Annotated in this window: 23 protein-coding genes and 1 tRNA gene; 10 read left to right on the top strand and 14 right to left on the bottom strand. The window is 67.3% G+C overall.

The annotated features are described in order from the left end of the window. The first annotated feature begins 43 nt into the window (after positions 1–43). The 4 genes from pbN1_RS05805 (at position 44) to pbN1_RS05790 (ending at position 4,034) form a co-directional block, all read left to right on the top strand. Positions 44–1,075 (top strand): glycosyltransferase family 2 protein, encoded by a 1,032-nt coding sequence (locus pbN1_RS05805; protein WP_244857175.1) that lies wholly within the window; start codon positions 44–46, stop codon positions 1,073–1,075. Continuing rightward, positions 1,072–2,718: a glycosyltransferase family 39 protein gene (locus pbN1_RS05800; RefSeq protein WP_169203141.1), complete on the top strand. Its 1,647-nt coding sequence runs from the start codon at positions 1,072–1,074 to the stop codon at positions 2,716–2,718. The genes pbN1_RS05805 and pbN1_RS05800 overlap by 4 nt, the downstream gene beginning before the upstream one ends. After that, positions 2,715–3,116 carry a GtrA family protein gene (locus pbN1_RS05795; protein ID WP_244857174.1) on the top strand — a complete coding sequence of 134 codons (402 nt, stop codon included), beginning with the start codon at positions 2,715–2,717 and terminating at the stop codon, positions 3,114–3,116. The genes pbN1_RS05800 and pbN1_RS05795 overlap by 4 nt, the downstream gene beginning before the upstream one ends. 117 nt (positions 3,117–3,233) lie before the next feature. After that, positions 3,234–4,034, top strand: coding sequence for a peptidylprolyl isomerase (locus pbN1_RS05790; RefSeq protein WP_169203140.1), 801 nt, complete (start codon positions 3,234–3,236; stop codon positions 4,032–4,034). A 143-nt stretch (positions 4,035–4,177) separates the two neighbouring features. Here pbN1_RS05790 and ychF read toward each other — a convergent pair whose 3' ends face one another. From ychF to pbN1_RS05750, 8 genes are all read right to left on the bottom strand, one after another. Further along, positions 4,178–5,269 (bottom strand): redox-regulated ATPase YchF, encoded by a 1,092-nt coding sequence (gene ychF / locus pbN1_RS05785; protein WP_169203139.1) that lies wholly within the window; start codon positions 5,267–5,269, stop codon positions 4,178–4,180. Further along, complete coding sequence (pth, locus tag pbN1_RS05780) at positions 5,266–5,886, bottom strand: aminoacyl-tRNA hydrolase (RefSeq protein WP_169203138.1); 621 nt, start codon at positions 5,884–5,886, stop codon at positions 5,266–5,268. Before pth ends, ychF begins: the two co-directional genes overlap by 4 nt. A 51-nt stretch (positions 5,887–5,937) precedes the next feature. Beyond that, positions 5,938–6,543 (bottom strand): 50S ribosomal protein L25/general stress protein Ctc, encoded by a 606-nt coding sequence (locus tag pbN1_RS05775; RefSeq protein WP_169203137.1) that lies wholly within the window; start codon positions 6,541–6,543, stop codon positions 5,938–5,940. 79 nt (positions 6,544–6,622) lie between these two features. Further along, positions 6,623–7,573, bottom strand: coding sequence for a ribose-phosphate pyrophosphokinase (locus pbN1_RS05770; protein ID WP_169203136.1), 951 nt, complete (start codon positions 7,571–7,573; stop codon positions 6,623–6,625). Between the two features lie 76 nt (positions 7,574–7,649). Next, positions 7,650–7,726: transfer RNA gene (locus tag pbN1_RS05765), tRNA-Gln, on the bottom strand. A gap of 19 nt (positions 7,727–7,745) precedes the next feature. Beyond that, entirely contained in the window at positions 7,746–8,600 is an 855-nt protein-coding gene (ispE, locus tag pbN1_RS05760) for a 4-(cytidine 5'-diphospho)-2-C-methyl-D-erythritol kinase (RefSeq protein ID WP_169203135.1), read from the bottom strand. Beyond that, complete coding sequence (locus tag pbN1_RS05755) at positions 8,582–9,166, bottom strand: outer membrane lipoprotein LolB (protein WP_211161487.1); 585 nt, start codon at positions 9,164–9,166, stop codon at positions 8,582–8,584. Before pbN1_RS05755 ends, ispE begins: the two co-directional genes overlap by 19 nt. Then, positions 9,163–10,884, bottom strand: coding sequence for a tetratricopeptide repeat protein (locus pbN1_RS05750; RefSeq protein ID WP_169203134.1), 1,722 nt, complete (start codon positions 10,882–10,884; stop codon positions 9,163–9,165). Before pbN1_RS05750 ends, pbN1_RS05755 begins: the two co-directional genes overlap by 4 nt. 195 nt (positions 10,885–11,079) lie before the next feature. On the opposite strand from pbN1_RS05750, the gene mutM reads away from it, so the two are divergent. Beyond that, positions 11,080–11,895 carry a bifunctional DNA-formamidopyrimidine glycosylase/DNA-(apurinic or apyrimidinic site) lyase gene (gene mutM, locus pbN1_RS05745; RefSeq protein ID WP_169203133.1) on the top strand — a complete coding sequence of 272 codons (816 nt, stop codon included), beginning with the start codon at positions 11,080–11,082 and terminating at the stop codon, positions 11,893–11,895. A gap of 154 nt (positions 11,896–12,049) precedes the next feature. After that, a complete protein-coding gene (locus pbN1_RS05740; RefSeq protein ID WP_210147669.1) occupies positions 12,050–14,026 on the top strand; it encodes a dynamin family protein in 1,977 nt (658 codons plus the stop codon). 80 nt (positions 14,027–14,106) lie between these two features. Here the strand turns inward: pbN1_RS05740 and pbN1_RS05735 are convergent, their stop codons facing one another. From pbN1_RS05735 to pbN1_RS05715, 5 genes are read right to left on the bottom strand one after another with little or no spacing between them, the layout of a single operon-like run. Further along, positions 14,107–14,361 carry a YfhL family 4Fe-4S dicluster ferredoxin gene (locus tag pbN1_RS05735; RefSeq protein ID WP_041645708.1) on the bottom strand — a complete coding sequence of 85 codons (255 nt, stop codon included), beginning with the start codon at positions 14,359–14,361 and terminating at the stop codon, positions 14,107–14,109. A 14-nt stretch (positions 14,362–14,375) separates the two neighbouring features. Beyond that, on the bottom strand, positions 14,376–14,867 hold the full coding sequence (gene coaD / locus pbN1_RS05730; RefSeq protein ID WP_169117677.1) for a pantetheine-phosphate adenylyltransferase: 492 nt from the start codon (positions 14,865–14,867) through the stop codon (positions 14,376–14,378). Beyond that, on the bottom strand, positions 14,864–15,403 hold the full coding sequence (gene rsmD / locus pbN1_RS05725) for a 16S rRNA (guanine(966)-N(2))-methyltransferase RsmD (RefSeq protein ID WP_169201081.1): 540 nt from the start codon (positions 15,401–15,403) through the stop codon (positions 14,864–14,866). Before rsmD ends, coaD begins: the two co-directional genes overlap by 4 nt. After that, a complete protein-coding gene (locus pbN1_RS05720; protein WP_169201082.1) occupies positions 15,400–16,785 on the bottom strand; it encodes a M16 family metallopeptidase in 1,386 nt (461 codons plus the stop codon). Before pbN1_RS05720 ends, rsmD begins: the two co-directional genes overlap by 4 nt. A gap of 1 nt (position 16,786) precedes the next feature. Further along, entirely contained in the window at positions 16,787–18,160 is a 1,374-nt protein-coding gene (locus pbN1_RS05715) for a M16 family metallopeptidase (protein ID WP_169201083.1), read from the bottom strand. 140 nt (positions 18,161–18,300) lie between these two features. Between pbN1_RS05715 and ftsY the strand changes: the two genes are divergently transcribed. From ftsY to pbN1_RS05695, 4 genes are all read left to right on the top strand, one after another. Further along, positions 18,301–19,449 carry a signal recognition particle-docking protein FtsY gene (gene ftsY, locus pbN1_RS05710; RefSeq protein WP_169201184.1) on the top strand — a complete coding sequence of 383 codons (1,149 nt, stop codon included), beginning with the start codon at positions 18,301–18,303 and terminating at the stop codon, positions 19,447–19,449. Further along, positions 19,446–20,108: a cell division ATP-binding protein FtsE gene (locus pbN1_RS05705; RefSeq protein WP_169201084.1), complete on the top strand. Its 663-nt coding sequence runs from the start codon at positions 19,446–19,448 to the stop codon at positions 20,106–20,108. Before ftsY ends, pbN1_RS05705 begins: the two co-directional genes overlap by 4 nt. Next, positions 20,105–21,007, top strand: coding sequence for a permease-like cell division protein FtsX (gene ftsX, locus pbN1_RS05700; RefSeq protein ID WP_169201085.1), 903 nt, complete (start codon positions 20,105–20,107; stop codon positions 21,005–21,007). The genes pbN1_RS05705 and ftsX overlap by 4 nt, the downstream gene beginning before the upstream one ends. Positions 21,008–21,083: 76 nt before the next feature. Beyond that, entirely contained in the window at positions 21,084–22,214 is a 1,131-nt protein-coding gene (locus pbN1_RS05695; protein ID WP_169201086.1) for a radical SAM/SPASM domain-containing protein, read from the top strand. A 71-nt stretch (positions 22,215–22,285) separates the two neighbouring features. Here the strand turns inward: pbN1_RS05695 and pbN1_RS05690 are convergent, their stop codons facing one another. Then, positions 22,286–23,482 carry a YbfB/YjiJ family MFS transporter gene (locus pbN1_RS05690; RefSeq protein ID WP_169201087.1) on the bottom strand — a complete coding sequence of 399 codons (1,197 nt, stop codon included), beginning with the start codon at positions 23,480–23,482 and terminating at the stop codon, positions 22,286–22,288. Positions 23,483–23,572: the final 90 nt, after the last annotated feature.

The following is a 23,572-nucleotide window of genomic DNA, read 5'->3' as shown; positions in this document are numbered from 1 at the left end:
CTCGGTTATCTCCGCGTCCGGAGATTTTTTCGAATGTGAAGCCGTGCCCCGCCCCGATCTGCGCGATCCGCGTCCCGATGCCCCCGCCGTTCCGGCGTCCACGCCGCTGCCCCCACGCCTTTCGCCGACGCTGCCGAGGCTGTCGGTGGTGATCCCGCTGTATAACGAGAGCGGCTCGCTCGGCGAACTGCACGCGCGGTTGGCGACGGTCCTCGAGACCCTGCCCCTCGCCGGCCACGAGATCGTCTTCATCGACGACGGCAGCCGGGACACGACTTTTGCCGAGGTCGCCGCCCTGTGCGAAGCGGATCCCGCGTTGCGCGCGATCCGCTTCGCGCGCAACTTCGGCAAGGAGGCGGCGATGGCGGCGGGTCTGCGCGCGGCGACGGGCGACGTCGTGGTGCTGATGGATGGCGACCTGCAGCATCCGCCGGAGCTGATTCCGGAGATGTTCGCGCGGTGGCGGGCCGGCGCGAAGATGGTCACTGCAGTGCGCCGCTCGCGCGACACCGACCCCTGGCTGCGGCGACAGCTCTCGCGCGGCTTCTACGGCCTGTTCAAGCGCGTGTCCGAAGTCGCGCTCGCTGAGGGGGGCGGGGACTTCCGGCTGTTCGACCACGCGGTTGTGCGCGCGATCAACAGCATGCCCGAGCGTACGCGGTTCATGAAAGGGATCACCAGCTGGGTCGGGTTCCACCAAGAAGAAATCCCGTTCGATCCGGCCGAACGCGCCGCCGGGGCCTCGGCGTGGTCGCTGCTGCGGCTGCTGAGCTACGCGGCGGACGGCCTGTCGGCGTTCAGCACGCTGCCGCTGCGCGTGTGGTCGCTGGTCGGGCTGGTGATGGCGGCGATGTCGGGGCTCTACGGCGGCTGGCTTGTCGTGCGGACGATGATCTGGGGCATCGATGTGCCGGGTTATGCGTCAATGATGGTGGCGGTGCTGTTCCTGTCCGGCATCCAGCTGATCAGCCTCGGCGTGCTCGGCGAATACGTCGGCCGTATTTTTACCGAGGTCAAGGCGCGGCCGCTGTACCTCGTGGCCGAGAAGCTGGGTTTCGACGAGGACGAACGGTGACTCGCCCGGGTGAAGTCGCGTTCGATGCCGGTTTGCGAACGAGTGCCGCTGCCGTGGCGCTCTCGCCGGCGTCGGCGCGGCGCCTTGCGCTGCTGCTGCTCGCGGCGACCGCCCTGTTCATCGTGCTCACCTTCGACCGGCACGGCATCAGCAACGACGAAGAGGTGCAGCATATCTACGGCCGCCTGCTCGTCGATTTCTACGCTTCGGGCTTCGCCGATCGCGGCGCATTCGCCTACAAGAACCTGTACCTCTACGGCGGCCTGTTCGACCTGATCGCAGCCACGCTCGAGCGCGTCGTGCCGATCGGTGTGTGGGATCTGCGCCACCTGTTGTCGGCCGTGTTCGGTTTCGCCGGCCTGGTGGGCACCTGGCTGCTGGCGCGCCTGCTGGCCGGCGAACGCGCGGCGCTCGCGGCGCTCGGGCTGCTGCTGCTGACCGGCGCGTGGTCCGGGGCGATGTTCACGCACACGAAGGACGTGCCGTTCGCTGCCGCAATGGTGTGGGCGCTGTATTTCACGACCCGCTTCACGATCGGCCTGCCGGCGATCCGCCGCGCGGACGTGCTCGGCCTCGGCGTCGCGATCGGCTGCGCCTTCGGGCTGCGTGTCGGCGCGGTGTTCGCAGTGTTCTACCTCGGCGTCGCGGTGTTGGGCGCGGCGTGGACCGGCGGCACGGACCGAACGGAACGGGCTGCGATTCTCGGCCGGGCCGTCATCGCGCTGCTGCCCGCCGGGCTCGTCGCGTTCGTGCTGATGGGCATCTTCTGGCCGTGGGCGGTGATGTCGCCGGGCAACCTGTTTCGCGCGATGACGACGTTCTCGCATTTCGCCTTCCAGCTCGACACGATCCTCGCCGGCGTCGTGATGAAGAACGGCGAAGTGCCGGGCCATTACCTGCTGAGCTATCTGCTCGTGCGCCTGCCCGAGCTGTTCCTCCTCGGCGTCGCGTTCGCGCTGCTCGGCGCGCTGCGCGCGCTGCCGTCGCTGCGCTCCGCGGAAGGCTGCCGCGCGGCGCTGCGCTGGCTGCCGGTCGCGCTCGCCGCGGGATTCCCGCTCGCGTACACGCTGCTTGCCGCGCCGCCGCTCTACAACGGCATCCGCCACTTCACGTTCGTCCTGCCGCCGCTCGCGGTGCTCGGTGCTGTCGGCCTGCAGCATGCATGGCGGCGTGCAGCCCGTTTGCCTCGCGCGCGAAGGCTTGCCGCGGCCGGCTGCGTGCTGCTGGCGCTCGCCCATGTCGTGACGCTGGCGCGCCTGCACCCGTATGAATACGTGTTCTACAACGGTTTCGCCGGAGGTCCGGGCGGCGGCGCCGGGCGCTGGGAACAGGACTACTGGGCGAGCAGCCTGCGCGAAGCGGCCGGCCTGCTCAATGCCTATGTCGCACGCGAAGGCACGGCTGGGCGGCGCTACAGCGTCGCGGTGTGTGCCGAATCGCTGCAAGGGGCGGAATGGCTCGCGCCGGGGCTGGACGTGACGCGCGACTGGCGCGTTGCGGACTTCTTCCTCGCGGCGACGCACATGAACTGCGATACGGCGGTCAAGGGCAGGGTCGTCGCCGAAGTCGTGCGCGACGGCGTGACCCTCGCGGTCGTGCGCGACCGGCGCCTGCTGGCCGGAGCCGACCGGGAGCCGCAGTGAGCGCCACCTTCCGGTTCGGCCGCTTCCTGCGCTTCGCAATGGTCGGCGCGCTCGGTACGCTGGCGCATTACTCGTTGCTGCTGGCGCTCGTCGAAGTCGCGGGCGCGGAGCCGGTCGTGGGTTCGGTGGCCGGTTTCGTGCTCGGCGCGCTGGTCAATTACGCGATGAACCGCAGGCTCGTGTTCCGCTCCGAGCGCGCGCACGTCGAGGCGCTGCCGCGTTTTTTCGCCGTCGCCGGCATCGGGCTGCTCTGGAACGCGCTGCTGATGTACGCTCTAACCGATCTCCTCGCGATGCATTACCTGCTCGCGCAAGTCGTGACGACCGGTCTGCTGCTCGGCTGGCATTATGTCGGCAACGCGCTATGGACGTTTGGCGCACACTCGTCGCAGCGCTGAACACGACTCCGGCAGCTTGCCCAGGATTTCAACGCTGATTTTCAACGCTTCAACCCCTCTCCTGCCCGTGCCCTCCGGCGCCGCGACATCCTTCAACCCCCCTTGGCCGCAAACACCATGGACAACATTGTCACCTTTTACAGAAATGGCCCCGAGGCGATCGCCGTCAATGGCGAACGTATCAGCGAAGAGACGATCACCGCAGTCATGGCCCAGTTCCCGGACGCGCCCAATCCCCGGCAGGCGGCCGCCCGCTCGCTGGTAGTGCGCACGCTGCTGCGCCAGCGCGCCGCGACCGTCGGGATCGAGGCCGACAACGAGGAGGCAGCAGTCGAAAAACTGCTGGAACGCGAGGTCATCCTGGAGCCGGTCGCCCACGAGGAAATCCGCCGCTATTTCGACGCCAACCGGCAAAGATTCCGCAGCGGCGATCTTTTCGAAGTCCGCCACATCCTTTTCGACACCACACCCGACGGGGACGACAGGGCAACCGCACAGAAGGCAGAGCGCGCGCTGTTCCACCTCAAGAACAATCCGGAAGCGTTCGAACGGGTTGCCGGGGAGGAATCGTGCTGCACGAGTGCCAGGATCGGCGGAGCGCTGGGCCAGATCTCGGAGGGTGCGGTGGTCCCGGAATTCTGGGTGGCCCTCGTCAGTTTCGGCAAGACCGGGCTATTGCCCCAGCTGGTCGAGACCCGCTTCGGTCACCACATCGTCATGATCGACCGCCTCGCGCTCGGCGAAGCGCTGCCCTTCGAAGCGGTACAGACCAGGATTCGCGATTACCTGACCGGTCGTCTGGAACAATTGACGTATCAGCAGTATGTCGCGCAGTTGATCGGTCAGGCACAAATCGTCGGCATCGATCTGGGCGACCAGGGACCCAGGCCCGCCGGCCCCGGCCTTCCCGTCGAGTGACACGAGCCGGGATGCAAGCTGCCGGTGGCCTGCAGGATCGTCGGCTTGATGTCGTGGGATGTCATGCGAGAAAACCCCGTAATCACACAAACTCACGGGGTTTATCGGGGTGCTGCGGGATGCCCTGATCCTGCAGCCCAGATTCAGACGTTAAACAGGAAATTCAGCACATCGCCGTCCTTGACAACGTAGTCCTTGCCTTCGGCGCGCATCTTGCCGGCTTCCTTCGCGCCCTGTTCGCCCTTGTACGCGATGAAGTCGTCGAACGCGATCGTCTGGGCGCGGATGAAGCCGCGTTCGAAATCAGTGTGGATCACGCCGGCCGCCTGCGGCGCGGTGTCGCCGACGTGGATCGTCCATGCGCGCACTTCCTTGACGCCGGCGGTGAAGTAGGTCTGCAGGCCGAGGAGCTTGTAGCCGGCGCGGATCAGCCGGTTCAGGCCCGGCTCCGCGAGGCCGAGGTCGGCGAGGAATTCCGCTTTGTCGGCGTCGTCGAGTTCGGCGATCTCGGCTTCGATCGCGGCGCAGATCGCGACGACCTCAGCTTTCTCGGCGGCGGCGTGCGCGACGACGGCGTCCAGGTGCGGGTTGTTCTCGAAGCCGCCTTCCTTGACGTTCGCAACATACAGCACCGGCTTCGCGGTGATCAGGCAGAACGGCTTCAGGCTCGCCCATTCGTCCTTCGCGAGGTCGAGCGCGCGCACCGGCTTCGCCTGGTCGAGTTGTGCGATGCATTTCTCGAGCACCGCGACGAGGACCTTCGCGTCCTTGTCGCCGGCGGCGGCGGGACGCTTGTAGCGGGCGAGCGCCTTGTCGACGGTCGCCAGGTCGGCGAGCGCGAGTTCTGTGTCGATGACTTCGATGTCGCGGATCGGATCGACGCTGCCCGATACATGCACGACGTTCTCGTCGGCGAAGCAGCGCACGACATGCACGATCGCGTCGGTCTCGCGGATGTTAGCGAGGAACTGGTTGCCGAGGCCTTCGCCTTTCGACGCCCCAGCGACGAGGCCCGCGATATCGACGAACTCGACGATTGCGGGCTGCACCTTCTGCGGTTTGACGATTTCGGACAGCGCGTCGAGCCGCGCGTCGGGCACTTCGACGATGCCGACGTTCGGCTCGATCGTGCAGAACGGATAATTTTCGGCGGCGATGCCGGACTTCGTCAGGGCATTGAAGAGGGTCGACTTGCCGACATTCGGCAGGCCGACGATTCCGCATTTGAGGCTCATGGGCGCGATTCGTCCTTGGGTTTCGCCGGCTTCGGCGCGGCCGGGCGGGCGTTGAGTCGGGTGGTGGCGGCGTTCCATTCGCCGCGTGCGATCATCGGCCACGCGGCCAGCGCGCGGTCGAGCGCTTCGTCGATCTGCGCCTGTTCTTCGCGACGCGCGGATTTCAGCACGTAATTCACGACTTCGTTGCGGTCGCCGGGATGGCCGATACCGATGCGCAGCCGCCAGTAATCGTTGGTGTTCAGGTGGGCCGACGTGTCCTTGAGGCCGTTGTGGCCGCCGAGTCCGCCGCCGAATTTCAGGCGCAACTGGCCCGGAGGGACGTCGAGCTCGTCATGCACGACGAGGATCTCGGCCGGTGCGATGCGGTAGAAGCGCGCGAGCGCCCCGACGGCCTGGCCCGAGCGGTTCATATAGGTTTGCGGCATCAGCAGCCACACGCCGGCGTCGCGTGCATTGGCGACGAAGCCATGAAAACGCGACTCGTGGTTGAAGCGTACGCCGAGCTTGTCGGCGAGCCGCTCACAAAACCAAAACCCGGCGTTGTGCCGGGTTTCGGTGTATTCGGCGCCGGGATTGCCGAGGCCGACGACGAGGCGCGGGGCTGCGGCGCTCATCGGATCGGTGTCCCCATGATCCCGGCGGGCTGCGAACGAGAAGTCGCAGCCTCAGGCCGCGGCTTCGCCTTCGGCGGCCTCGGCCGCGCCGCCCTTGACGGTCAGCGCGGTCGCGACGACCGGGTCGCCTTCGCCATGGTGGACGACCTCGACGCCTTCGGGCAGCTTGAGCTGCGAGACGTGGATCGACTGGCCGGCTTCGAGCGTCTGCAGGTCGACTTCGATGAATTCAGGCAGGTTCGCCGGCAGGCACGCGACGTCGAGTTCGGTGATCGTGTGCGAGATCATGCAGCCGCCGAGCTTGACCGCCGGGTTGGTATCGTTGTTGATGAAGTGCAGCGGCACTTTCAGGTGGAGCTTGTGACTCGCATCGACGCGCTGGAAGTCGAGGTGCAGCACTTGCTGCTTGTACGGATGCCACTGGACGTCGCGCAGCACGACGGTCTGCTTTGCACCTTCGACGTCGATCGCCAGCACCGAAGCGTGGAAGGCTTCCTTCTTCAGCAGGTGGTAGAGCTCGTTGTGGTCGACCGTGATCGCTTGCGCATCGGCGTCGGCACCGTAGATGATGCCGGGGATCTGGCCGGCGCGACGCAGGCGGCGGCTCGCACCCGTGCCCTGTTCCACGCGCTGGGTGGCCTTGAATACGATTTGCATTGTGTGACTCCTGGTTGAAACGATCCGCCCGCGACCAGACGGATGGGTTGGGCCTCCGGCTCGTGCCGGCGGCGAAAATTCATTCCATGAACAGCGAGCTGACCGATTCCTCGTTGCTGATCCGCAGCACGGTGTCGGCGAGCAGCGAGGCGACCGAGATCTGGCGGATGCGCGGACAGGCTTTGGCGTCGTCGCGCAGCGGGATGGTGTCGGTGACGACCAGCTCGTCGAGGTCGGAATCGGCGATGCGCGCCGCCGCTGAACCGGACAGCACCGCGTGGGTGCAGTACGACAGGACGCGGCGGGCGCCATTTTCCTTCAGCGCGGTCGCGGCCTTGCACAGCGTGCCGGCGGTGTCGACGATGTCATCCATGATTACGCAGGTGCGGTCCTTGACCTCGCCGATGATGTTCATGACTTCGGACACGTTCGCCTTCGGGCGACGCTTGTCGATGATCGCCAGATCGCATTCCATGCGCTTCGCGAATGCGCGGGCACGCACGACGCCGCCGACGTCCGGCGACACGACCAGCAGGTCGTCGTATTTCTGCTTGTCGAGGTCGGCGAGCAACACCGGCGCGGCATAGACGTTGTCGACCGCGATGTCGAAGAAGCCCTGGATCTGGTCGGCGTGCAGGTCCATCGTCAAGAGGCGCTGCACACCGACGGCCTGCAGCATGTTGGCGACGACCTTGGCGGTGATCGGCACGCGCGCCGAACGCGGGCGGCGATCCTGGCGGGCGTAGCCGAAGTAGGGGATCGCGGCGGTGATGCGGCCTGCGGACGCGCGTTTGAGCGCATCGACGAGGACCAGCAGTTCCATCAGGTTCTCGTTCGTCGGCGAACAGGTCGGTTGCAGGACGAAGATGTCCTTGCCGCGGACATTCTCGAGCAGTTCGATATTGACTTCACCGTCGGAGAACCGGCCCACCGTGGCCGCCCCGATCGAAATGCCCAGTCTGCGCACGACGTCCGCGGCAAGCTTGGGGTTGGCGTTGCCGGTGAAGACCATCAGGCTGCCGTAGGCCATGTCCGAAACTCCGATGCCGATAGAATGGCGACGATAAAAACGATACGGGCAGGCGCGCGGCCTGCCCGTAATTTACTGGCTGGGGAAGAAGGATTCGAACCTTCGAATGCCGGAATCAAAATCCGGTGCCTTGACCAACTTGGCGACTCCCCAGTAAAACCTTTTCGCCCGCTCAATCGACCCAGTCACGAAGCGGATGCTGCATCACGCTGCGCGCCTTCCATGCCCGAAAGGGTCGGGGACAGCTTGCGACGATGCGTTGGGCATCGTCTTCGCTTGCCGCCTGTGCAAATATGCAGGCGCCCGAACCGGTCATTCGCGCCGGCGCAAACTGCGCCAGCCAGTCGATTGCTGCACCGATCTCGGGGTAACGGCTGCAGGCCACTGCTTGCAGATCGTTACGAGTGGTGCTCGCTGCGAAGTCCGTAATTTTGATGGGTTCGGTATCCCGCGTCAACTCCCCTGCTGCAAAAATTTCCACGGTGGGTACCGTGACCGGCGGCGCGACGATGACGTACCAGGCGGGCGGGAGGTCGAGCGGCTGCAGTTCGTCGCCGACGCCTTCGGCGAACGCGTCGCGGCCGAAGATGAAAAACGGGACGTCGGCGCCGAGCCGCAGCCCGAGCGCGGCGAGCTCTTCACGGCGGACGCCGGTGCGCCACAGACGGTTCAGCGCGATCAGCGTCGTCGCGGCGTCCGAGCTGCCACCGCCGAGGCCGCCGCCCATCGGCAGCCGCTTGTCGACGCGGATGTCGGCGCCGAGCCGGCAGCCGGTGTACGACTGCAGCAGCCGCGCGGCGCGGACGACGAGGTCATGCTCGGCGGGAACGCCGGGAAGGTCGGTGACGCGCGCGACGACGCCGTCGTGCCGCAGGTCGAACGACAGCGCATCGCCCCAGTCGAGCAGGCGGAACGCCGTTTGCAGCAGGTGGTAGCCATCCGGACGGCGCCCGATGACATGCAGGAAGAGGTTCAGCTTCGCCGGCGCCGGGCAATCGGCGAGCCGGGTCAATTCAGCGGTGTCCATTGGTCGATGATAAGCCGGATACGGGCGTCGCCCCAGTGGGCATCGATCCGGCGCGGCAACGCGTCGACCGCAGCGCCGGCATATTCGACGTAGTCGATTGTCCAGCCGGCGTCGGTGATGCGGGCCGGCCGGCCGCGCTCGTCGATGTCGAGCACCCGGGCGCCGCGGCGTGCCGTCGCCTGCACCCAGTAGGCGAGCCCGTCGAGCGGTGCGGCGACGCCGAGCAATCGGTGCAGCATTGCGGCGGCGTCGTCGCTGTGCTCGACGCGACCGTCCGAGGTGCGCAGCCGGGCGCCTTTGGCGGTAGTGACGAGTTGGCCGACGATCTGGCCGAGCGGGCTCAGGACGGTCCATTCATCCACGGCCGGCGAATGAAACCACTGCAACCCGCCGTTCGCGGCGCGCTCGCCGTCGGTCGCCGAAATGCGGCCTTCGAGTTCGAACGCGGAGGCGATCGGCCGCGGCGCGACTGTCGCCGCCGGCGGGGCGGGCTGGATCGCGCAGCCGGTCAGCGCGACGGTCGTGAGCGCCGCGATCGCCACAAACCCTGCAAGAGGCCGGTTCATCGCTGGCCGAAACGCTGCATGATGTTCTTCAATACCGTGCTGTCGGGGTGAGCCTGCAAGGCTTCGTTCCAGATCCGCGTGGCGTCGGCCTGGCGGTTCAGGCTCCACAATACCTCGCCCAAGTGGGCGGCGATTTCGGGGTCGGGACGCAGGCTGTAGGCTTTTTCGAGATGTGCGAGCGCCGTGGCCGCGTCGCCCTGCCGGAAGTTGACCCAGCCCATGCTGTCGAGGATGAAGGGATCGCCGGGCGTTAGTTCCAGCGCGCGGGCAATCAGCGCTTCGGCTTCGTCGAGGCGCAGTCCGCGGTCGGCCAGCGAATACCCGAGTGCGTTGTAGGCGTGGGCGTGGTCGGGCTGCAGTGCGATGAGCTTGCGCAGGCGCCCTTCCATGACGTCGAGTTGGCCGAGCTGTTCGGCGAGCATCGACGACTCGTAGAGCAGGTCCGGGTCTTCGGGGGCTTTGCGCAGTTCGCCGTCGATGAGTTCGAGCGCTTCGGCTTCGCGCCCTTCGGCCCGCAGCAGTTGCGCCTCGGCGAGCCGCAGCCGCTTGATCGTGTCGTGTCCGCCCTGCACCGACTGCAGGTGTTCGCGTGCCTGCTGCAGTTTCCCCTGTTGCGCGAGCAGCGCCGCGATGCGGATCTGGGCATCGGCGTGGTGGCGCCCGGGTTCGACGGCGCGGTACCAGCGCATTGCGCCCTCGCTGTCCTCGCGGCGTTCGGCGATCTGGCCGAGATTGAGGCGGATTCCGTCCGCCTCCGGATGGCCGGCGTTCAGCGCCTGCTCGAGCAGCGGCGCCGCGGCGTCGAAATCGTCGAGCTGGGCCGACAGCAGGCCAGTCGCGTACATCAGGTCGCGATCGTTCGGCGCGTTGTCGAGGAGCTTGCGGAACTCGTCGCGTGCCGCCTCGAAGCGGCGCGCCGAAACGAGGCCCCGCGCGTAGGCGACGCGCGCGTTCTGGCTCTCGGGGTGGCGGTCGATGTGCTCCTTGATGAGCTGCAGCGCCGCGTCGGGCGAGTCGGATTGCGCCAGCAGCTGCGCCTTGAACAGGATCGCAAGCTCCCAGTCCGGGCGAAGCCCGAGCGCGAGGTCGATTGCGGCCAACGATGCGATCGCGTCGTCGGCCGCAATCGCGGCCTGCGCGCGGGCGAACTGCGCCTCGGGGAGGTCGAGGTACGGTTCGGTCAGGCGGTCGACGATGCCTTTGACCGCCTGCTTGTCGCCGATGCGCGCGAACGCGCGGTTGAGCCCCATCAGGTGGTTTTCGATCTGGTCCGGCGACTCTGCCAGCAGGCGCGCAAGCTGGATTTGCACCTGCTCGAGCTGCCCGCTGCCGCCGGCGAGAATCCCGGCCATCACGCGCCGGGCTTCGGCAGACTCGGGCTCGGCGTCGATCCAGATCCTGGCAGCTTCGGTGGCGGCGGACAGGTCGCGCGCGAACAGCGCGATTTCGACTGCGCGCCGCGCGATGCGCGGGTCGCGCGTACGTTGCGCCAGATCGAGGTAGGCTTGCACCGAGACGCCGATTTCGCCGCGGGCCCCGGCAATTTCGGCCAGCAGGAATGTGTACAGCATCTGCGCGGTCAGTGTCTGCCCGGGAACGTCGGCCGCCGCCGTCGAGGGGGCGTTGGCCGCGGTGTTGACCGTCTGGGCGAATGCCGGGAACGCAAATGCGATCGCCAGCCCGAGGCCGGCAGTGAGCAGGGAGAGTGTGCGATTCATGGTTGATGCCCGAGGGGGATTCCGTGAAGCCGCGGACGCTGCAAGCTGCCGTATCCGGCTGTATGCTGGGGTCCGCCAACGAGGTGGTCGTGGATTAGAAGGGCCGGAGGCGATTCCGTTCGCCCCATGTTATGCAGTTTCACCTCGCATGAGCAAGCACGCCGCTTGTGTGAGGAATTCGAAGAAGGGTTGCCGATGCCGGAATTGCCGGAGGTGGAAATCACGTGCCGCGGCATTCGCCCGCTCGTCGCCGGGCGGACGCTGACCGCGCTCGAAGTGCGCAATCCGCGGCTGCGCCAGCCGGTGCCCGCGGATCTCGCGGAAACGCTCGTCGGCGAGCGACTGCAGGGCGTCCGGCGCCGCGCGAAATACCTGCTGCTGGATTTTCCGCACGGCAGCGTCCTCGTGCATCTCGGCATGTCCGGCAGCCTCAGGGTGGTGTCGGCTGACGAGCCCGCCGGCGTGCACGATCACGTCGACCTGGTGTTCGGCGCCGCGGCGCTGCGGCTGCGCGATCCGCGCCGGTTCGGCCTCGTGCTGTGGCATGCGGGCGACGGTTTGTCCCACCCGCTGCTCGCGGCGCTCGGGCGCGAGCCGCTCGAGAGCGGTTTTACCGGCGCCTGGCTGCATGAGGCGACGCGAGGAGTGCGGATGTCGATCAAGCAGACGCTGATGGATGCGCACCGTGTCGTCGGGGTCGGCAACATCTACGCGTCCGAGAGCCTGTTCCGTGCCCGCATCCATCCGCTCGCACCGGCCGGCGCGATCGGGCCTCAGCGCCTCGCGCGCCTTGCCGCGTCGGTGCGCGAAACGCTGCTCGCGGCGATCGACGCGGGCGGCAGCACCTTGCGGGACTTCGTCGGCGGGGACGGGCGCGCCGGGTATTTCCAGCAGCAGTACTTCGTGTACGGACGCGAAGGCTTGGCGTGCCGGGTGTGCGCAACGCCGGTTCGCCGGGTCGTGACCGGCCAGCGCTCGACTTTTTTCTGCCCGCGCTGCCAGCGTCGTTGAGCGGTCCCGGGGAAACCTCCCCCGGTAGAGCGTACCGGCGTGATACAGCCGTTACATTGCGCCGGTCCCAAATTGGATGGTGTGGGAATCGGGGTTATGCTGGCGCCGTGTGTAATTTTTACGCGGCAGCCCTCCGCGTGCGAGCGAGACCGACATGAGCCTGGTTGACCAATTCTCGGCCTACAGCCAGTGGCGCGCCGGCGCCTCTTCGGCCATCGGCCGCTTGCGCCAATGGCTGTCGCACAACGAAATCGGCGATGCGCAGGGCGACCTGCGGCTGCAGTGTGTACTCGAACGCCTGCGCGACGACAAGCTCACGGTCGCCTTCGTCGCCGAGTTTTCGCGGGGCAAGTCGGAACTGATCAACGCGCTCTTTTTCTCCGGCTATGGCGACCGCGTGCTGCCGTCGAGCGCCGGCCGCACGACGATGTGTCCGACCGAACTGCAATGGAGCGCGGACGCGCGCCCCGAGATCCGTCTGCTGCCGATCCGCACCCGGGCGACGCACGCGAGCGTCAGCGAGCTCAAGCGGTTCGCGCAGGAATGGCTCGTGCTGCCGCTCGACATCAGCTCGGTCGGCAGTCTGCAGCAGGGATTCTCGCGTGTCGGCGACACCGAGCGGGTGTCGCCCGCTGAGGCGCGGCAGCTGGGCTTCGAGGTCGTCCCGGACAGCGCGGACGGGCTCAAGGCCGGCACCGACGGCCTGGTCGAAATCCCGAGCTGGCGGCACGTCGTGGTCCAGTTTCCGCACCCGCTGCTCGAACAGGGCCTGGTCGTGCTCGACACGCCGGGACTCAACGCGATCGGTGCGGAGCCCGAACTCACGCTGTCGCTGCTGCCGAATGCGCACGCAGTGCTGTTCATCCTCGCGGCCGATACCGGCGTCACGCACAGCGACCTCGCGGTGTGGCGCGAATACGTGCGCGGCGGGTCGGGCGGGGGCAGGAGGGGGCGGCTCGTCGTGCTGAACAAGATCGACGGCCTGTGGGACGGCCTGCGCGACGAGGCCCGCATCGACGAGGAAATCGACCGGCAGCTGCGCTCGGTCGCGGAGACGCTGGACGTGCCTGCGGGAAGCGTCTTCCCCGTGTCGGCGCAGAAGGGGCTGGTCGCGCGGATCCGCGATGACGGAGCGCTGCTCGAGCGCAGCCGCCTCGGCGCGCTGGAGCGCGCGCTCAGCGAGGAGCTGCTGCCGACGAAGCAGGAAATCGTCCGCGACGGCGCCCTCGGCGAAACCGGCGACCTGATCCTGCAGGCACGCGAACTCCTCGGTGCGCGGCTTTCCGGGCTGCGCGAGCAATTGCACGAACTCACCGATCTGCGTGGCAAGAACCAGAGCGTCATCGAGTACATGATGCGCAAGATCCGCTCGGAAAAGACCGAGTTCGAGGAAGGGCTGCAGAAGTACTACGCGGTGCGCAGCGTGTTTTCGAACCTGACGAACAACCTGCTCGCCCACCTGGGCATGGACATGCTGCGCGACGAGACGCGCCGCACCCGCGAAGCCATGCTCGAGTCCACGTTCTCGAAAGGCCTGAGCGCGGCGATGGAAGGTTTCTTCGAAAACCTGCGCGGCAGCCTCGCGCGATCGGCTGGCGAGATCGCCGAGATCACGCGCATGCTCGATAGCATGTACAAGCGTTTCAGCGTCGAGCACGGACTCAAGCTGGCCGCGCCCGAGGCGTTCTCGACGTTGCGCTACGAGCGCGAACTCGAACGGCTCGAAGCCGCGTTCAATCGCCAGATCAACACCGCGCTCACGCTCGTGACGACCGAAAAGCACACGCTGACGCAGCGGTTCTTCGAAACGGTCGCGGTCCAGGCGCGGCGCACCTTCGAAGTCGCCAACCGGGACGTCGAGCGCTGGCTGCGGGCGGTGATGTCGCCGCTCGAGACGCAGGTGCGGGAATACCAGTTCCAGCTCAAGCGCCGGCTCGAAAGCGTCAAGCGCATCCACCAGGCAACCGACACCCTCGAAGAGCGGATCGCCGAGCTCGAACAGGCCGAGGCCGCGATGCTCGCGCAGCTCGACGAACTGGCCGGACTCGAGGCGGCGATCCACGCGGTGCTCGGCGCGCCGGCGTCGGGGATGTCCGCCCGCTCAGGCGGGCCGGTTTCCTGCGCCGCCTGAGCGACCGAGTCCGGAAAAAAGAAAGCGCACCTTCGGGTGCGCTTCGCTTGTCCGATCCCCGCAGTGTGCGGGGCGCCTGCTCAGACCTTCTGGCTGGTCAGGCGGACGAACTTCTCCATCAGTTGCTCCTTCGTTTCGACCACATCCGGGTTCATGGGGATGCAGTCGACCGGACAGACCTGCTGGCACTGCGGTTCGTCGAAATGGCCGACGCACTCGGTGCATTTGTTCGGGTCGATCTCGTAAATCTCATCCCCCTGGTAGATCGCGCCATTGGGACATTCCGGTTCGCACACATCGCAGTTGATGCATTCGTCCGTAATCATCAGAGCCATCTTTTACTTCCTCGCTATCGCTTCAAAGACACTTTCTGCAGCAACCGTTCATTCACGGCAGGCTGCACGAACTTGCTGACATCGCCCCCCAGGCGGGCGATCTCGCGCACCATCGTCGCCGAGATGAACATGTATTCTTCGGCCGGCGTCAGGAACACCGTTTCGACGTCGGGAAACAGCTTTCGGTTCATCCCGGCCATCTGGAATTCGTACTCGAAGTCGGACACCGCCCGCAGCCCGCGCAGGATCAGGCGCGCGTCCCGCTGCCGCAGGAAATCCATCAGCAGCCCGTCGAAGCCGGTGACTTCGACGTTCGGGAACGGCGCCAGCACGTCGCGGGCGATCTCGACACGTTCGTCGAGCGTGAAGATCGGTGCCTTCCCGTGGCTCTCGGCGACCGCGACGACGACCGTGTTGAACAGCAGCGACGCGCGGCGCACCAGATCCTCGTGGCCCCGGGTGAACGGATCGAACGTCCCCGGATAAATCGCGACCCCTTCCTTCATTCTTGCCTCCCTTGCAAGAGATGGAAATGGACTTGGCCGGCGCGACCCTGCTTCGTCGTCCGCCAGGCGCCAAGTCCGCCTACCGGCGTTTCCGACTCCGCATAGAGCCAGCCGTCCGGCTTCAGAACCCGGTCGAGCCAGGGTTCCAACCGCTCAAGCCAGCCTTGATTGTAGGGTGGATCGAGGAATACCACGTCGAACCGTTCCGACGCCGTTTGCGCGAATCTTACCGCATCGCCGCGGATCACCTCTACCTGCTCCGCGGCGAGCGCCCTGGTCGCCTGTCGCAATGCGGCAAATGCGCGAGCGTCGTGCTCGACGATGGTCACGCGGGACGCCCCGCGCGAAGCCGCCTCGAGGCCGAGGATGCCCGAGCCGCCGAAGAGATCGAGGCACGTCAGGCCGGTGAGGTCCTGGCCGAGCCAGTTGAACAGCGTTTCGCGCACGCGATCGGGAGTTGGCCGCAATCCGGGGACTTTCGCGACGTCGATGAGGCGCGAACGCCACGCGCCGCCGACGATGCGCACCCGGCTCAATTGGAAGGTTCCGCCTTGGCCGCCGGCACACGTTCGCCGCCGTTGGCGACCACGTCGCCGTTGCCGCCGGCGACCACTGTCACAAGGTGCTCGTCACGAATGCGGCGCGAGAAAGCGTCGCGCACGGCCTCGACGGTGACTTCGGCGACGCGCTCCGGATAGGTGTCGAGCCAGTCCAGCGGCAAGCCGTAGAAGCCGATCATCGACACGTAGTCGAGGATCTTGCGATTCGAGTCGAGCCGTAGGCCGAAGCCGTTGATGAGGTTGTCCTTGGCCGCTTGCAGTTCCTCGGCGGTCGGGCCGGCGGCGATGAATTCGTCGAGTACCGTCTGCGTCACCTGCCCCGCCTCCTTTGCCTGGCTGCCGCGCGTCTGCAGTCCGATTTCGAACGGTCCGGCGACGCGCTGCGGCTGGAACGAGCTGAAGACGCTGTACGCGAAGCCGCGTTTTTCGCGCACTTCCTTCGTCAGCCGCGACACGAAACCGCCCCCGCCGAGGACGTAGTTGCCGACGACCAGCGGGAAATAATCCGGGTCGTCGCGCGAGATTCCCGGCATCCCCATGAGGATGTGGGCCTGCGCAGAGGGGTGCTCGATATGTTCGATCAGGCGGGGCGGAAGCTGCGGCGGGGGCAGCGGGGCAGGCGGCGTCCCGGCGGGCAGGGCTTCGGTGAGGCGGACCGCGATCCGTTCGGCCTGGTCGCGGCTGACGTCGCCGACGATCGCGACACTGGCCGCAAGCGCGGTGTAGTGCGCCTTATGAAACGCTTTGATCTGGTCGCGCTTGATGCGCCGCAGCGATTCGACGGTGACGAGCCGGCCATACGGGTGATCGCCATAGATCGCGCGGGTGAAGCTGCGTGCGGCGAGCGTGTCCGGGCGCGTCAGCGCGTCGCGCAGGCCGGCAATGCTGCGGGCCCGCTCGCGTTCGAGGATCTCCGCCGGGAATGTCGGCTTCGCGAGCAGCCGCGCGGCGAGCCCGATGGCCGCTTCGCGCTCGGCCTCGCTCGACAGGGTGCGCACCGACAGGCTGGCCATGTCCTTGTCGGTGCCGCCGCCGATGCGGGCACCGCTATCGGCGATCCGTTCGGCGATCTGCTGTTCGTTCAGGCTTTCCGTGCCCGCATCGAGCAGGCTGCGCGTCAGGCTCGCGACGCCGGCGGCGCCCACCGGGTCGAGCGCGCCACCGGCGGCGAACGTGACCTGCACGTCGACGAGCGGCAGCGCATGGCTTTCGACGAAAAATACGCGTGCACCGGTCGGGGCGGTCCAGTGCTGGATGTTCGGGCCGGCGATCGCCGTGCCGAGGCTTGCGAAGGCCGCCAGCGCGAACAGCGCCGCGCGGGCAGGGGCGATCTTCCGAATCAGGGTGGTCGGATTCATGCTAGTGCCTCGTCGCCGGCGTCGCGGGGCGAGGCTGTCCGGCGGAAACGGGCAGCGGGTCGAGCTGTGCCCGGGTCAGCGTGGTGTCGGTGAAATATTTGCGCGCGACCGCCTGGACCTCGGCGGCGGTGACGCGCCGGACGCCTTCGAGCAGCGCCGCCTCGTCACGCCACGACAGGCCGCTCGCCTCAAGGAAGCCGATCTCCATCGCCTGCCCCATCAGCGAGTCGCGCTTGTAGACTTCGCCGGCGATGGTCTGCGTCTTGACCCTATCGAGCTCGTCCTCGGCGATCCCTTCCTTCTGGATGCGCGCGATCTCGCCGCGCAGCGCCGCGGCGACGTCGGCTACGGTCTTGCCCGCCGCGGGAGCGGCGTCGAGCGTGAACAGTGACGGGCCGCGCGCGGTGCCGTCGTAGCCGGCGCCGACCGACACCGCGACGCGAGTCTCGCGCACCAGCCGGCGTGGCAGGCGCGCGCCGTCATAGCCGTCGAGCACCGCCGCGAGCACCTGCAGCGCATACACGTCACGGTCGTTCGCCGGATCGCGCAGCGTCGGCGCGCGCCATGCCAGCGTGACGTACGGCAGTTCGGCTGGCGCCCTGACGACGCTCTGGCGCGGGCCGAGCTGCTCCGGTTCGGGAGTGATGCGCCGCTTCGGCAGTTCGCGCGCGGCCACCGCGCCGTAGTGGCGGCGGGCGAGGTCGAACACCGCCTGGTGGTCGACGTCGCCGACGACGACGAGGCGCGCGTTGTTCGGTGCGTACCAGCTCTTGTGCCAGGTGCGCGCGTCCTCGGCCGTCATCGTGTCGAGGTCGGTCATCCAGCCGATGACCGGACGGCCATACGGGTTGGCCTGGAACGCCGTGGCCATCAGCTGCTCATGCACCAGCGCGCGCGGTTCGTCTTCGGTGCGCAGGCGCCGTTCTTCCCGGACGACGTCGAGCTCCGGCGCGAACAGCGGATCGGTGATCTTCAGGTTCGCCATCCGGTCCGCTTCGAGCATCATCATGTCGCCCAGCTGCGCCGGCGGGATCTGCTGGAAATACGCGGTGTAGTCGCGTGACGTGAAGGCGTTGTCGCGCCCGCCGATCGCCGCGACGCGCTTGTTGAACTCGCCCGGGCCGACTTTTTCCGTACCTTTGAACATCAGGTGTTCGAGCAGATGCGCGATGCCCGAGACGCCTTCGGGTTCGTCCATCGCGCCGACGTCGTACCACACCATATGAACCACCGACGGGGCGCGGCGGTCTTCCTTGACGATGATTTGCATGCCGTTGTCGAGGGTCGTTTCGAACGGATTCGCGTGAAGCGGCCCGGCCGCGGCGAACAGCGCGGCGGTAAGCAGGGCGATGCGGGGAAAGTTCTGGCGAAACATGGAGATGTCCTGCATCTGGTAGAATTCGCGGCTCGCGGCCCGGACGAAACCCGGCGCCGCTCGAACGTGCAGCCGCATCTTAGCGTTATTGGGACTTCGGCGCCGCCGAAGTTCAAACGTCACAACAGACCCGAATGTCCATGTTTGGTTTCCTGAAAAAAAAGCCCGCGAAGCCCAACGCGGTGGAAGACAAGGCGCAGCCGGGCGAGATCCCGGCCGCGGAGCCCGCGCTCGATCAGGCCGAACCGATCGCCGAAGCGGTGCGGCCGGCGCCACCGGCCGAAGCCGGTCCCGACTTTGAAGCTCCCTTTGAAGCCCCCCTCCCGCTCGCCGCGGAGATTGCCAGGCCGGCCGCGAAACGTTCGTGGTCCGAGCGGCTCAAGGCGGGACTCAGCCGTACCCGCCAGCAGCTCGGCGGGGGGCTCGCGAGCCTCTTCGGCCGGCGCAAGATTGACGAGGAGCTGCTCGAGGAGCTCGAGGCGACGCTGCTGATGGCCGACTGCGGCGTCGAGGCGACGCAGCACCTGCTCGGCGAACTGCGCAAGCGCTGGAAGCGCGACCGGCTCGAGACTGCCGACCAGCTGCAGAAGGCGCTCGCCGACGAGTTGCACGCGATCCTGCTGCCGCTCGAGGAACCGCTCGACGTGTCCGGCCACAGTCCCTACATCATCATGATCGCCGGCGTGAACGGCTCGGGCAAGACGACCTCGATCGGCAAGCTCGCGAAATATTTCCAGGCGCAGGGCAGGAGCGTGCTGCTCGCTGCCGGCGACACGTTTCGCGCCGCGGCGCGCGAACAGCTGATGACGTGGGGTCAGCGCAACAACGTCACCGTCATCGCGCAGGACGGCGGCGACTCGGCGGCGGTGATCTTCGACGCGATCAACGCGGCCAAGGCACGCCGCATCGATGTCGTGCTCGCCGACACCGCGGGGCGGCTGCCGACGCAGCTGCATCTGATGGACGAGATCGCGAAAGTCAAACGGGTCATCGCGAAGGCTTCCCCGACCGGGCCGCACGAAGTGCTGCTCGTTCTCGACGCCAACATCGGCCAGAACGCGCTGGCGCAGGTGAAGGCTTTCGACAGCGCGATCGGCGTCACCGGCCTCGTCGTCACGAAGCTCGACGGCACCGCGAAAGGCGGAGTCGTCGCCGCGATCGCACGGCAGTACCCGCGGCCGCTGCGCTTCATCGGCGTCGGCGAAGGGATCGACGACCTGCAGCCGTTCAAGGCGCGCGAGTTCGTCGACGCGCTGTTCGATACGAACGGAGCCGGCAGCGCGGCATGATCGTTTTCGAAGAGGTCGTGAAGCGTTATCCCGGCGGCTACACCGCACTCGCCGGCGTGAGCTTCGAGATCCCTGCCGGCGAACTCGCGGTGCTGTCCGGGCACTCCGGCGCGGGCAAGAGCACGCTGCTGAAACTGATCGCCGCGATCGAGCGCCCGACCTCGGGCACGGTGCGCATCAGCGGCCAGGACGTGTCCGGCCTGCGGCGGCGCGCGATTCCGTACCTGCGCCGCAATCTCGGGCTCGTGCTGCAGGAAAGCCGGCTGCTGTACGACCGCAACGTGTTCGACAACGTGATGCTGCCGCTTGTGATCACCGGCCATCCGCCGCGTGATGCGGCAAAGCGCGTCGCCGCTGCGCTCGACCGCGTCGGCCTCGCAGGGCGCGAGCGCGAAATGCCGGCCGGGCTGTCCGGCGGCGAGCAGCAGCGGGTCGCGATCGCGCGAGCGATCGTCAACCGGCCCTCGATCCTGATCGCCGATGAGCCGACCGCGCACCTCGATACCGCCTACGCGGCCGAGATCGCGACCCTCTTCAAGTCCTTCAACGCGGCGGGCGTCACGGTGCTCGTGTCGACCCATGACGATCGCCTGTTCGCCAAGCACCAGCCGCGCCGGATCGTGCTCGGCAAAGGCCTGCTTATCGAGGCCGCGGCATGATGAACTGGTTTTCGCTGCATCTGCGCGCGTTCGCGCTGGCGCTGCGGCGCCTCGTCGCGCAACCGCTAGGAACGCTGCTGTCGGCGCTCGTCGTCGGCATCGCGCTGTCGCTGCCGGCGGCCGGCTACCTGCTCCTCGACAACGTCGCGTCGCTCGCGCGCGGCGTCTCCGGAACGCCTGAAATCAGCGTGTTCATGGCGCAGGACGCGTCGGACGCCGACATCGCCGCGATCGAGAAGCGGCTGCGCGCCGACGGCGAGCTCGCCGGCTACCGCCATGTGCCCAAGGACGAGGCGCTGCGGCAACTCGAGCACAGCGGCCTTGGCGACGTGCTCGGCGGCCTGACGTCGAACCCCCTGCCCGACGCGTTCATCGTCACGTCGGGCAGCGACGATCCGGCGGCGTACGAAGCGCTGCACGCGCGCTTTGCGGCGTGGCCGGGCGTCGCCCACGTGCAGCTCGATTCGGCGTGGGTCAAGCGCCTGCATGCGCTGCTCGGGCTCGGGCAGTCCGCGGTGCTGCTGCTCGCCGGGCTGCTGGGCTTCGCGCTCGTCATCGTCACGTTCAACACGATCCGGCTGCAGATCCTCACGCAGCGTCACGAGATCGACGTCAGCCGCCTGCTCGGCGCGACCGACCGCTTCATCCGCCGCCCGTTCTACTGGTTCGGCACTTTGCAGGGCCTGCTCGGCGGCGGCGTCGCGCTGGCGACCGTGTGGGCGACCGTGCAGGCGCTCGGCGGGCCGGTTGCGAGTCTCGCCGAGACTTACGGTGCGGTGTTCACGCTGAGCGGGCCGGGCCTGCGCGAGAGCGCGGCGATCCTCGGCTTCGCCGCGTTCCTCGGCTGGCTCGGCAGCGCGATCTCGGTACGCCGCCATCTTGCCGAACGCCTGACGTAAGGCTCCTGGCGGCGGGCTGCGGCTATAATCCGCGCCCGCCGCGGAAACATTTCCCTCAGCTCACGCACGACAAATCATGAACGCACCCGAACTGCGCCGGCCGATCGTCGGCAACCGCGTCGAACTCAACATCTTCACGACGCTCGCCTGCAACCTGAAGTGCTCGTACTGCTCGATTGCGGTCGGCGACGTGCTCGGCTCGCAGGGCAAGGTCGCGTATTCACTCGACACGCTCGACGCCTTCATCGCGACGCATCTGGCCGACAAGGAGATCTACGTCACGTTCTACGGCGGCGAGCCGACGCTGAACATCCCGTTCATGGCCGCATTGATGGAACGCCACCCGACCTTCCGCTTCCAGCTGCAGACCAACGGCACGCTGCTGCACCGGCTGCCGGAGGCGGTGCTCACGAAGCTGTCGAACGTGCTCGTGTCGGTCGATGGCGCCGAGCACACGACCGACCATTACCGTGGCCGCGGCGTGTATCGCAAGGTGACGGCGAACATCGAAAAGATCCGGCCGAAGCTCGGCGGCAAGCTGACCGCGCGCGTGACGTGGGGACACCCGGACATCAGCTTCGACGAGCTCGACAGCCTGCTGCCGGCCTTCGACTACGTGTATTGGCAGTTCACGCAGGCCGAAGGCTTCTACGATGCTGAAGCCATGCCCCGCAAGAAGGAAGCGCTCTCGCTGCTGATCGACAAGTTCTTCGCTTCACCCGCGCTGTACCCGTTCATTCCGCTGATGGGCACCGTGCGCAACAAGGTGCTGCCGTCGCGCGCTCGCGAAGCGTGCAGCGGACTGTCGCAATGCCGCGCGTCGACGCATATCCTCAACATCCTGCCGGACGGGCGCATCTTCCCGTGCCCGGACCTGACGCACCGTCCCGAGATGCAGCAGGGCGACCTCGTCGCGAACTGGCTGAAGGCGAGCCCGCTGCAGCCGACGCCGGCGATGCCGTGCGAGTCGTGCGAGGCGCTCGCGTTCTGCCGCCGCAACTGCATGAAGAACCTCTACGTCGGCTACGTGCTCGACGACGCACCGTACCGCGAGCAGGTCGTCGAGCCGATCTGCGAACTCGTGAAGTTCATGGGCGCCGAGATCGACCGCCGCAACCCGCACGCGTGGTTCGCGAACGCACCGCTTGCGGTACGGCGCGAGATCACCGACTGCGAGATCTACGACTACGTTGAAGTGATGCCGTAGCGTAGTACGCCGCCTCGGCCGCCTCGCGAAGCCTGCCGGGGGCATGCTGGACGGAATGGCCCGGTCCCGCGTCAGGCTTCGAAGGCCGGCACGGCCCCCGCGGCTTCGCGCCTTTCGACCGCTTTCAGCACCAGCAGCAGGACGACGCCGACGACCATCGCCGCGGCCGCGAGGTACAGTCCCGCGGCGTAGCTGCCGAGCGAGCCCGCGAGCCAGCCGGTCAGCGCCGGGGCGATGATCTGCGCGATGCCGTACGAAACAGTCATTTTGCCCATCATTTTCGCCGGTCGCGTCGGGTAGTAGCGGCCGGCCATCGTCAGCACGAGGCTGACCATGCCGATGAAGGTGCCGCCGAACAGCAGTGCGCCGGCGAGTGCCGCGGGAAGGCCGCCGGCGAGCGGCAGCAGGATGCCGCCGATCTGCAGCACCGCCGCGAGGATCAGCGCGTTGAGGTCCCCGGTGCGGCGCGCGACGAAGTCCCAGACGATGCAGGCCGGCGCCGCGGCGACGCCGATCGCGAGGAACACCAGCGTGCCGCGCCCGGCGAGTCCCGGCAACTGGTCGACGATCGCGACGATGAAGGTCGCGCTGACGACGTAGCCGATCCCCGCGCAGAAGTACGCGACCATGAAGAGGCGCATGAACAGCGCAGTCGGCGGCCGGTCGGTCATGACCTCGCCGCTCTTCGTTACCGCGCTGCGATCGGGTGGCGGCAGCCAGCGCAGCGCCGGGACCAGGAGCACGCAGCCGAACGCGGTGAACGCGAACCACTGCTCGCGCCAGTCGAGCCACGAACTCATCAGCGCGACGGCCGCCGCGCAGCCGGCGATGCCGAGGCCGATTCCGGCGAAGTGGATGCCAAGTTCGCTGCGATGGTTGTGACGGATCAGCCAGTTGAGGATCAGCCCGGTGCCGAACAGCATGCCCGCGGCGCTGCTCAGCCCAGCGACGAAGCGCGACACCGCCCAGACGGTGGAGTCGGTCGTCAGGCCCATCATCGCGGTGCTCAGGACTGCGATGACCATCCCGATCCGGTACAGGCGGTCCTTGAGCACGAGGTCGCTGATCATCGCGGCGAGCACCGCGCCGCACAGATAGCCGGCGTAGTTGACGGCCGCCAGCCAGCCGGCCTCGGCGATCCCGAGCCCCGCCTGCTGCTGCATCAGCGGCAGCAGCGGGGTATACGCGAAACGCGCGACACCGAGCACGAGAATCAGGCTGAAGATGCCTGCGCATAAAATCTTGATCCGTTCTTTCTGTTCGTTCATCCGGGGGCTCGTCAGTTCTTCCGATCAGACACGATAGACAGGATAATCTATCGAAACAAACGATTTGTTCTGAACGAAAAATTCTATTTT

The sequence above is a fragment of the Aromatoleum bremense genome, assembly GCF_017894365.1.
Classification (GTDB): domain Bacteria; phylum Pseudomonadota; class Gammaproteobacteria; order Burkholderiales; family Rhodocyclaceae; genus Aromatoleum; species Aromatoleum bremense.
This window is presented reverse-complemented; position numbering and strand designations above follow the sequence as displayed.